Here is a 9928-nt window from a genome sequence, read left to right as displayed (position 1 = left end):
GGAGATTTCGGCCCGCACATAGTCCCGTTTAACCGCGCCGACACCGTGCTCACCGGAAAGCGTGCCATCCAAAGCCAGCACCGTAGTGAAAATCTCGCCAAGCGCTTCTTCCGCCGCCGCCATCTGACCGGGGTTTTCAGGATCGATGAGCAGATTGACGTGGATGTTGCCGTTACCCGCGTGACCGAAATTGACGATCGTGATACCGTGCCGCGCCGCACTTTGATCGATGGCCTGAATCAGCGTCGGGATGCGAGAAACCGGGACGACGACATCCTCGTTGATCTTTTTGGGTGCCACATGCCGCAAGGTCGGGGATAGCGCTTTGCGTGCCGACCACAGAGCCGCGATTTCAGCCTTGGTGGTGGCCACGTTCAGGCTGATCGGCGCCGTGGGGTGGCCGGGGTTACCTTCTGCTGCGGCCTTTATTTTGCGGGTTTGTCCATCCAGGGATTCGGCAAGCCCGTCGATTTCGATCATCAACAAGGCGCCAGCCTCGGGCGGGATGTCCAGCGCAGAATTCTTGTCACTGAACTGGCGCATCAGGTTGAGGGCATTGCCATCGATGAATTCGATCGCCGACGGTGTGGCAGGCTGATTCATCAGGCGGGAAACCGCTGCAGAGGCGGCATGCATGTCTCGAAAAAAAACACGCATCAACCGGATGGCATCCGGCAGGGGCGTGAGCTTCAAGGTCGCTTCGGTGATGATGCCGAGCGTGCCTTCGGAACCGATGAACAAGCGCGTGAGGTCGTAACCGACCACGCCCTTGGTGGTTTGCGTGCCCGCCTTGACCGTATCGCCCGTACCGGCGACGGCAGTCAGGCCCAGTACGTTTTCACGAGTCGTGCCGTATTTCACGGCATGGGGGCCCGCTGCATTGCAGCCGAGATTGCCGCCGATGGTGCATAGCGCGTTGCTGGTCGGGTCGGGGGGCCAGAAAAACCCTGCCTCAGCGACAATGCGCTGAACCTCGGCATTGATGATGCCGGCCTGCACGCGGATCAGACGATCTTCCGGGCGAAATTCGAGTACCCGGTTCATTCGATCCATCACGACCACGACACCGCCGTGCAATGGCACACTGCCGCCCGCCGTGCCCGTGCCCCTGCCTCTGGGGGTGATGGGAATCCGATGCTGGCGGGCGAGACGAACGAGGGTGACGACTTCATCGTGATGATCGGGAAAGACCACCAGTTGCGCCGCATGATGCAGGCGGCTGTTATCCATGCCATACGCCCAGCAGGTGGCCGGTTCGAAACTCAGGCGGTCGGCGGGGAGCTCGATAGCGAGCGCTTGATAAAGAGGCTGTATGTCTGCGGCGAGCAGCGAGCTGGCGTTGTTCGCTGTGCTCATTCCGTAATACCGAGCAGTTGGCGGTCGATCAGGTCGCACAGGGTGTGCAGGATGATGAGCTGGGCTTCATGGACCAGCCGTTCGGAGTCCGAGGCAAGGCACAGTAATGAGTCGCTGGTCTGCATCTCCGGCATCAGTTGTTCGGCGACGCCACAGGTGAGCAGGACGATCGTCATGCCACGTTCCCGTGCGGCATTCAAGGCGGGTTGCAAGCCCTCGGTGCCGCGCCGCGCAATCGCAAACAGAATGTCGTTATGCGTGCCAAGGGCGCGAATCGGTTTGGCATAAGGCTCGTGACCGCCCGGAAATTCCTGCAATGAAATAACCGGCAGGCCGGGTCGATCATGCTCGAATTGCCCGACCATCAGCCGGGCAAAATGTGCGGCCAGTTGCGAGCGTTCCCGCGCGCCACAGACGAGAATCTTCTGGCCGTTGAGGACGGCATGGAGCATCGCACCCGCCGCCTGCAGGAGCGGTTCGGTCTGCGGGGAAAGAACCGCATCGAGTTGCGATAGCGTTTGTTGCAGTCGGTTATGTACGAGATCGAGCATGGTGATTTCTCATGCGAGTGTGCGTTGGGACTGGATTATGCTTGCGCTTGCGGCAGCGGTGTTATCCGGCCGGGCTATTATTCGGCCTGAAAAGCATCTTGTATCCAGTTTACTTCAGTCTGGCTTGAATGAGGTTCGGCAGAGGACTCGGAAGGAAGCCCGATCGCAACCACATCAAAGCGGCACGGGCTGTTGCGCCAGGCGGGTTTTTCATTGAGCAGGCGTTCTGCGGTTTCGATGATTTTTTTGCGTTTGGCAAACGATACGCTTTCCGCCGCCGATACCCAGGCGCCCGCCTTGCGGGCACGTACTTCGACAAATACAAGGGTTGCGCCATCCTGCATGATCAGGTCGATTTCCCCACGTCCTGCGCGGACATTCCGGTCAATCAGCTTGAGTCCTTGTCGTGAAAGATATTCCGCTGCCACGGTCTCGGCATGGTGACCTCGTGCCAGCGTGGTTTGTGCTTTAGCGTTCGGCAACTCTGCATCCGTGCCGCGCATCGGAATCAATTTGCCGAGCCGGTTGCTGAGCCCATTAGTTAGCCATCGGGGCAGTATCATTTGTGGGCGCTACGCTTGCCGGTGGTGGCGCCATGCCACCGCCATCCGTGAATGTCGGCACGGTTTTAGCGGTACCCGAATCGTTGGGTTCCGAGCCCGCCGGTTGGGTATCTGTGGCGGTGCCGTCACCACTGTCGGGCGTGGTGCTGTTTTCCGGCGGCAGAGCAACCGTCGGGTTGCCCTCTGCCTGTTTGCTGCTGTAATCGACAACAGTGCTTGGGATATAGCCACTGTCCGTGCCGTCCATCGGTTGCAGCAGGCCTTGCCGGAATTGTCCCCAGGCCGGTTTGCGTTCAATTTCTCCGGTCAGGGACAGACTCAACTGGCCGGTGAGCCCATTGATGACCTGATGCGCAAGTAAGGGCTGCAAGTTGGCGGCAATCATCAGGGCATCGGCGCCAAACGCGAATAGACGCGGGAGTTGCGAGAGGCTGGCGCGTTCGTAATTGGGGCGCATGGGGCCGTTTGGTCCCTCGTTGGCGGCGAGCAGTACCGGTTCGACCGGAATCACGAGGCCACTTTTATCCTGATCGGCAAGCGGGTTTGGTGTGCCGCTGTACACCATTCCTACGCTGTACCTTGGAAGCTGGTCGGCGCCGAAATAATCGAGTTGCGGCACGATCATCCGTGCCTGCTGGCTGGTGGCACCGAGGAATATTCCCTGTGCATCTTGTCGAATCCTGGGTTGGAACGGGCCATTTCTGGAAGAGGTGACTTCCAGTAGCCGACGGAGCTGGCTGGAGAAATCGGTAGCGTTTGGATCGAAGAAGGCGCTGTCGAGGATCTGTCCACCGAGCAGGGTGTATTCGCGGGTGAAGGCATCATAGATGCGGTGACCGAGGCTGTTGTCGGCACAATAAACCAGCGCTGTCATCTTCTGATCGTGAATCATTTGATCGGCGGCGGCGCGGGCATCGGCACCGGGCGACAGGGAATAGCTCACGACACCGGCAGGCAGGCTGGTGCCCTCGGCAGGTGTGTTCAAGGCAATGACCGGTGGTGCATTGGCAGGCAGGTTGGCCAGCGCCGGAATTTGTTCCTTGAGCAGCGGGCCGATAATCACTGAAGGATTGGCTGCCAGCGCCGCCGTCAATGCCTGGGTAAAGGAGGCCAGTGTGCTGCCGCTGTCCTGAATCTGAACGCTGCGATCACTTGCCATTCCAAGACGGTCATGGGCGAAATTGATGCCATCGCTGATGGCCTGGCCAACAGGCTGGTAATCACCGGATAGAGGTACCAGAACAATGACTGGCCCCTGACCGGTCGGCAATGGAATGGTAGCTGCAGTGTCCGATCGGCCAAGGAGCAGGGTAGTGAAGCCGGAGGTGACCGCAGGATGATTCGGGTGATTGTTGATCCAGGTGTTCAGTTCGCCGGGGCGTGTGCGGTACACCAGAGCAAGGCCGATCCAGTCGGCAAAATTGGCATTGGTTGCCTGTTTCGCTGCATCCGAGAGTTGATTGATGTCTGCCGAAGAAAGGTCATTCCAGAGTTTTGCGCGGTTGCTATCCGCGGCTGAACCCGTCAGTAATTCGTTCAGTGCCGAGCGTTGACGTGCCGCATCGATGGGGCGTTTTTCGGCTTCATCAATGGCGGCCAGCAGGATCAGGCGACGTTTCGCTTCATCCGCAGTCAGCGGGATCGGCAGATTGTTGACCGTATCATATGCCTTGGAAATGGCGCCTTGTTGCCATTGTTCGAAACCGGTAAGCAGTTGGGCGCGCCGTGCGGACACGGCAGGCCAGAGCGCTTGCGTATTTGCCTGTGCATAAAGGGTGTTTGCGAGCGTGAACGCTTCGGCGTCAATGGCCGTTTCCAGCGCGCGCATCTGCATGTCTGCCCGGGCTGGGCCCTTGAGCGTGGCGGCATATTGCATCTGGGCGGGGGCAATCTGTTTTGGATCCTGGCTGGCAAGCGCCTGGTTTAGCGCAGTCAGCGGGCCGGATTGCGCTGTGGTGGAGGTATAGGGATTCTGAGCGCAGCCGGAGAGCAGGCCGAGCGCGAGCAGGAGCGCGAAGCCTGCCTTCGTTATGTGACGGAAATATGCAACTTGTCGGAGGAAGGCGCTCAAATCTTTAATCAAATCTCTGATAGGGGCAAGCATGGCAATTGAGTAGCTCTCGTTATGGGAATGGCGCAGTTGCCATGAGATTTCCAGTGTACTGTTTCATTCTTGGAGGCACATTCGGAGAGCTCTGAAAGCACCTCCAAGAGTGAAACAGTACACTAGTGGCGATGGACGGTATGATGATTAAATTAATTTTGAGTAGCAAGTCATGATGATGCCGATGGACGCTTCCTCTGCGGACACCTGTTGTGCCCATGCCGCGCCAACCTCGCCATTATCGGATGAAACGGAGGGCGTCGATGGTGGCCTGACGCCCACCCGCTGGGTTGAACCGGGCGTGTTGTACCTTGTGGCGACACCGATTGGCAATCTGGCCGATATGAGCCCACGGGCGGTTGCCGTGCTCAAGGGCGTACAGGTTATCGCCTGCGAGGATACGCGCCATGCGCGCAAGCTGTTGGACCATTTCGGCGTTCGCCAGCGTGTGGTGGCGTTACACGAACACAATGAAGCATCCCGCGTGGCGACGGTGGCCGAATGGCTTTCTGAAGGGCAGTCGGTCGCCTTGATCAGCGATGCGGGCACGCCTGCCATCAGTGACCCGGGGAGCCTGCTGGTGCGGCGACTGGTCGATATGGGGCATCGCGTGAGCCCCATTCCCGGCGCGTGTGCGGCGATTGCGGCGTTGTCGGCTTCCGGGCTCGACAGCACGCATTTCTGGTTCGAAGGATTTTTACCTGCCAAGGCGCAGTCGCGCGCCGCCCGTTTACAGGTTTTGGCTGCCCAGCCGGCGACGCTGATTTTCTATGAAGCTCCGCATCGGATACGCGCCATGCTGGAGGCCGTGCGGGCGCATCTTGGCGAGGCACGCCGCGCCGTTGTGGGCCGGGAGCTGACCAAACGGTTCGAAACGCTGGTTTCCGGTGACCTGGGTTATCTGGCCGCCGCCGTGCAATCGGGCGAAATCCCGGAACGTGGTGAGTTTGTGGTGCTGGTCGAAGGGGCTGCGCCTGTGGAAACTTCCGCCGAAGCATCGGGCGTGGCTATCGAGCAATTGCTTACTGTTTTGCTGGCCGAAAAGGCGCCTGCCAGCATGATCGCCCGCATATTGACCAAATTGACGCCGATGAAACGCAACGAAGCGTACGACATTGTTCAGGCCCGGCTGGGCGAAGATTCGCAGGGTTGACCGCAGATTGCTTGTCAGTTACCCCGGCCAATCGGTAGTATGGCGGGTTAAAGCTTCACTTAGTTATAACAAATCTTTTTCTATAAAGGCGGTATATGGCGACGCAACAGATCACGGGCAGTCTGGTGGCACTGGTCACTCCGATGACGGACACCGGGGCCGTGGATTACCCGGCATTGACTCGGCTGGTCGAGTTTCATATCGAACAAGGTACGGACGCGATCGTATCGGTCGGTACGACGGGTGAGTCCGCCACGCTGGGTTTCGATGAGCATGTGGCCGTCATCGAAGCGACCGTGCGTGCGGCAGCGGGCCGTATTCCGGTCATCGCCGGTACGGGCGCCAACAATACCCGTGAAGCCATCGAATTGACCGAAGCCGCCAAAAAAGCCGGTGCCGTCGCGCACCTTTCGGTCACGCCTTATTACAATCGCCCCACGCAAGCCGGCTTGATCGCCCACTATACGGCCATCGCCGATGCGGTTGACCTCCCCATGATCCTGTACAACGTGCCCGGCCGAACCGCAGTGGACATGACGACAGAAACCACGCTGGCCTTGAGCGCGCACCCTCGAATAATCGGTACGAAGGAAGCCAGTGGATCCCTGGAGCGCATCCAGGCGTTGATTGCGGGCGCGCCGGAAGGGTTTGCCGTGTACAGCGGTGATGACGGTCTGGGATGCAAAACGATTTTGTCGGGCGGGCAGGGCACCATTTCCGTAACGGCAAACGTGGCACCGGCCTTGATGCATCAAATGACATCGGCGGCGTTGCGTGGTGATGAAGACGAAGCACTGGCCGTTGATGCCCGTCTGGCCTCCCTTCACCGCGAACTGTTCTGCCAGCCCAATCCGATCCCGGTGAAGTGGGCCGTTGCAGCGATGGGCTTGGCTACTCATGCGCTCCGCCTGCCTTTGTTGCCCTTGACGCCGGAGTTCATTCCTCAGGTTTGTGCTGCGCTGAATTCGGCTGGCATTGCCACTGAAGGTTGTTCATAGGACATCAGCAGTACAGCGGTTACCAGTTTGTGCCGCTTTTTTTATGTGCCCCTCATTGGAAAATGAGAAAAGTTGTGATCGAATCGGTTACCTTATGGCCTCAAAATTTACTTCCTTATCATCGCGAGTTTTTTTCATGACATTCAACGCCCCTTCAGCCGCGCGATTCAAACTTACTATCCTGGCCGGAATGGTTCTGGGCGCAAGCACTCTGACGGGCTGCTCCTACATCCCGTTTATTTCTTCTGACCAACCGGTGAACAGGGCCGCCAAGCTGGATGTGCCGCCGGCCTTCACGCCACCAAGTCCGCGCGCTGAATTGGCTGTTCCCGAGATTGCTTCGGCACGAGCGGCACAAGCCGCAGCACGAACCGAAGGCAGTGGTGTGCTGGTTTCCGGTACTGGAGTCAAGGTCATGGGCGGCCCGGATTCACGCTACCTTGAGGTAAATGCCAAGCCGGATGCCGTATGGCCGAAACTGCAAAATTTCTTGCAGGATGAGGGTTATATCGTCAAGAAAGTCGAGCCGGGTGTGGGGTTGATCGAAACCGATTGGACAGGTACACAGTCTGCCGATCAAAACGGTTTCAACCTGATGAGCTTCCTGAAACTCGCCAAAGACACGTTCTTCAAGCCGGATCACATCCAGAAAGTGCGTATCCGCATCGAAAATGGCGAGAACAGGAACCAGACGCTCGTGTTCGTGACCAGTCAGAAAATGGAGTTGACGGGCGAGAAGCCATACTTCCCTGGAGACGACGAATCTTCATTCAAATATGCGAATGCCAAATCCGACCCGACGCTGACGGCTGATATGCTCGCACGTTTGACGGCCTACCTCTCGGGCAAGACCGAAGCAGAATCTCGTGCCCTGATGGCGGCGAGTTTCGCGCCGCGTTCGAAAATCATCTTCAATAAAGATAAGGACGAGCGTTATCTGATCGTTAGTCAGGCCTATCCGCAGGTATGGAACCGTTTGGGATTGGCCTTGGATCGCTTGGGCTTCAACCCGGTCAAGAGCAATCAGAAAGACGGTGAAATCACGGTCACACACCCTTACCCGCAATCGTTCTATGCCGATGGCGCCATTCGCGGTGCGAAGGTGGATATGAAGCAGAAGATGAGTATGCAGCTCACTTTGAAAGTGTTGCCGCAGAAAGACGGTTCAACGCGCATCGACGTGTCTAAAATCAGTGTGACTGGTGGTACGTTGCCCGATGACCGTTACGCGGTATTGAGCAAAATCAACGAACAGATGGAATAAATCCAATCCAGCATCTCGTCATGCTGAACCCTTCACAATCGCTTCGCAAACCTCGATATGAGATGTGCGGAGCGTGCCGATTATTAGTTGCATGGCGTTGATTTTTTTCCAGTCTGATTCTGGCGTGTAGGCCAGATCCGGCTTTGGGTTTTGCTTTTTATAATTTTGCATTTTTAACGACAGGTTCCTGAAACGTAATGACGACACAAACCGAATTCAAAAAAGTAGTGCTGGCCTATTCCGGTGGCCTTGATACCTCAGTCATTCTCAAGTGGCTTGAAGACACCTACGGCTGTGAAGTGGTGACTTTCACGGCCGATCTGGGGCAGGGCGATGAACTGGAGCCTGCGCGCATCAAGGCGCAGAAAATGGGCGTCAAGCAGATTTTTATTGAAGATTTGCGTGAAGAATTCATCCGTGACTACGTATTCCCGATGTTCCGCGCCAATGCGGTTTACGAAGGCGAATACCTTCTGGGTACCTCGATAGCGCGTCCGTTGATCGCCAAACGCCTGGTCGATATCGCCAATCAAACCGGTGCCGATGCCATTGCCCATGGCGCAACCGGCAAGGGGAACGATCAGGTGCGGTTCGAGCTGGGCGCCTATGCCCTCAAACCCGGTATCAAGGTAATTGCGCCTTGGCGCGAGTGGGATCTGCTCTCGCGCGAAAAGCTGATGGCCTATGCCAAGACCCATGATATTCCGGTGGATTTCGCCGCCGCGGGCAAGAAGTCGCCTTATTCAATGGATGCCAACCTGCTGCATATTTCCTACGAAGGCGGCAATCTGGAAGATCCATGGTGGACGCCTGAGGAAAGCATGTGGCGCTGGTCCGTATCTCCCGAAGCGGCGCCGGAGCAAGGCGAGGAATTCGTGCTGACCTTTGTCAAGGGCGATCCGGTTGCCATCAATGGCGAGGCCCTGTCTCCAGCCACCCTGTGGGCAAAACTGAACAAGCTCGGTGGAGCGAATGGTGTCGGCCGCCTCGATCTGGTGGAAAACCGCTACGTGGGCATGAAATCCCGTGGCTGCTATGAAACGCCGGGTGGAACGATTGTCCTCAAGGCGCGTCGGGCACTGGAATCCATTACGCTGGATCGCGGTGTCGCCCATCTCAAGGATGAACTCATGCCGCGTTACGCCGAAATGATTTACAACGGCTACTGGTGGTCGCCTGAGCGCGTCATGCTGCAAGCGGCGATTGACGCGTCCCAAGTTTATGTGAATGGCGACGTGCGTTTGCGTCTGTACAAAGGTAACGTGCAGGTGCTGGGGCGTCGTTCGGATGACACCTTGTTCGATCCGTCCATTGCCACCTTTGAAGACGATGCCGGTGCCTACGATCAGCGTGACGCGGCGGGCTTTATCAAGCTCAATGCCCTGCGTCTGCGTATCGCCGCCCAGGCCGGCCGAAAGTTTTGAGGTATTTTCTGTTGCCTCCGCTCGAATCGCAGCTGAGTGTCTGATTTTCGGATAGACAGGCGTTGTTTCGTGATAGCCCAGGATGAGCCAGTGACGCAACAAGCACTCTTTGAAACGAAAGCGAACGATGGACTCCAGCCTAAAGGCCGTTCATTGCGTCTGGGAAAGTGCTTTTTTCTGTTGCTCTCGCTGTTCCTGTTTATCTCGTCAGGTGCTGGCGTTCAGGCGTCAGAACCAACCCAAACGACCGACAAGGTAGTTGAAATCGGCGTATTGGCCTATCAGGGGAAAACAGACACGGTTCACCGCTGGGGCCCCACAGCCGCTTATCTGCGCGAGAAAAATCCCGGCTATGCCTTCCGTATAGTGCCGATGTTCCTGTCCGAACTTGCCGCCGCCGTGCGGGAAAACCGGTTGGACTTCGTGCTCACGCAACCATTGCAGTTTGTGCAACTGGGCCAGGATGATGGCGTCTGGCCATTGGCTACCATGGTTGTAAAGACCCCGGGCGGCAC

9 protein-coding genes are annotated in these 9928 nt (G+C 57.6%); 5 read left to right on the top strand and 4 right to left on the bottom strand.

Annotation, left to right across the window (positions count from 1 at the left end):
• The 4 genes from PHD44_RS10875 to PHD44_RS10860 form a co-directional block, all read right to left on the bottom strand.
• A partial coding sequence (locus PHD44_RS10875) for an FAD-linked oxidase C-terminal domain-containing protein (protein WP_300191523.1) occupies positions 1–1356 on the bottom strand: 1356 nt, incomplete at its 3' end.
• On the bottom strand, positions 1353–1907 hold the full coding sequence (locus tag PHD44_RS10870; protein ID WP_298218020.1) for an SIS domain-containing protein: 555 nt from the start codon (positions 1905–1907) through the stop codon (positions 1353–1355). The genes PHD44_RS10875 and PHD44_RS10870, both read right to left, overlap by 4 nt.
• 77 nt (positions 1908–1984) lie before the next feature.
• Complete coding sequence (locus tag PHD44_RS10865) at positions 1985–2389, bottom strand: YraN family protein (protein WP_300191520.1); 405 nt, start codon at positions 2387–2389, stop codon at positions 1985–1987.
• Between the two features lie 55 nt (positions 2390–2444).
• The gene (locus PHD44_RS10860; RefSeq protein WP_300191517.1) at positions 2445–4541 is read right to left on the bottom strand and encodes a penicillin-binding protein activator; all 2097 of its coding nucleotides are present in this window, start codon (positions 4539–4541) and stop codon (positions 2445–2447) included.
• A gap of 205 nt (positions 4542–4746) precedes the next feature.
• Here PHD44_RS10860 and rsmI point away from each other — a divergent pair, with 205 nt between their 5' ends.
• The 5 genes from rsmI to PHD44_RS10835 all read left to right on the top strand — a co-directional run.
• The gene (rsmI, locus tag PHD44_RS10855; protein WP_300191514.1) at positions 4747–5727 is read left to right on the top strand and encodes a 16S rRNA (cytidine(1402)-2'-O)-methyltransferase; all 981 of its coding nucleotides are present in this window, start codon (positions 4747–4749) and stop codon (positions 5725–5727) included.
• Between the two features lie 95 nt (positions 5728–5822).
• Positions 5823–6725 (top strand): 4-hydroxy-tetrahydrodipicolinate synthase, encoded by a 903-nt coding sequence (gene dapA / locus PHD44_RS10850; protein ID WP_300191512.1) that lies wholly within the window; start codon positions 5823–5825, stop codon positions 6723–6725.
• A gap of 136 nt (positions 6726–6861) precedes the next feature.
• Positions 6862–7989: an outer membrane protein assembly factor BamC gene (gene bamC / locus PHD44_RS10845; protein WP_300191509.1), complete on the top strand. Its 1128-nt coding sequence runs from the start codon at positions 6862–6864 to the stop codon at positions 7987–7989.
• 197 nt (positions 7990–8186) lie between these two features.
• Positions 8187–9413, top strand: coding sequence for an argininosuccinate synthase (locus tag PHD44_RS10840; protein ID WP_300191507.1), 1227 nt, complete (start codon positions 8187–8189; stop codon positions 9411–9413).
• A 90-nt stretch (positions 9414–9503) separates the two neighbouring features.
• The coding region (locus PHD44_RS10835; protein ID WP_300191504.1) for a PhnD/SsuA/transferrin family substrate-binding protein at positions 9504–9928 on the top strand (425 nt) is incomplete at its 3' end.

Origin of the sequence: Halothiobacillus sp., from assembly GCF_028710545.1 — a bacterium.
In the GTDB taxonomy this organism is placed as follows: domain Bacteria; phylum Pseudomonadota; class Gammaproteobacteria; order Halothiobacillales; family Halothiobacillaceae; genus Halothiobacillus.
The sequence above is the reverse complement of the archived record's forward strand: the minus strand, read 5'-3'. Positions and strand labels throughout refer to the sequence as shown.

What these genes read in the sequence shown, in the direction of transcription:
- PHD44_RS10870 (WP_298218020.1), bottom strand. Translation starts at nt 1,907, where the DNA reads ATGCTCGATCTCGTACATAACCGACTGCAACAAACGCTATCGCAACTC.
- rsmI (WP_300191514.1), top strand. Translation starts at nt 4,747, where the DNA reads ATGATGATGCCGATGGACGCTTCCTCTGCGGACACCTGTTGTGCCCAT.
- dapA (WP_300191512.1), top strand. Translation starts at nt 5,823, where the DNA reads ATGGCGACGCAACAGATCACGGGCAGTCTGGTGGCACTGGTCACTCCG.
- bamC (WP_300191509.1), top strand. Translation starts at nt 6,862, where the DNA reads ATGACATTCAACGCCCCTTCAGCCGCGCGATTCAAACTTACTATCCTG.
- PHD44_RS10840 (WP_300191507.1), top strand. Translation starts at nt 8,187, where the DNA reads ATGACGACACAAACCGAATTCAAAAAAGTAGTGCTGGCCTATTCCGGT.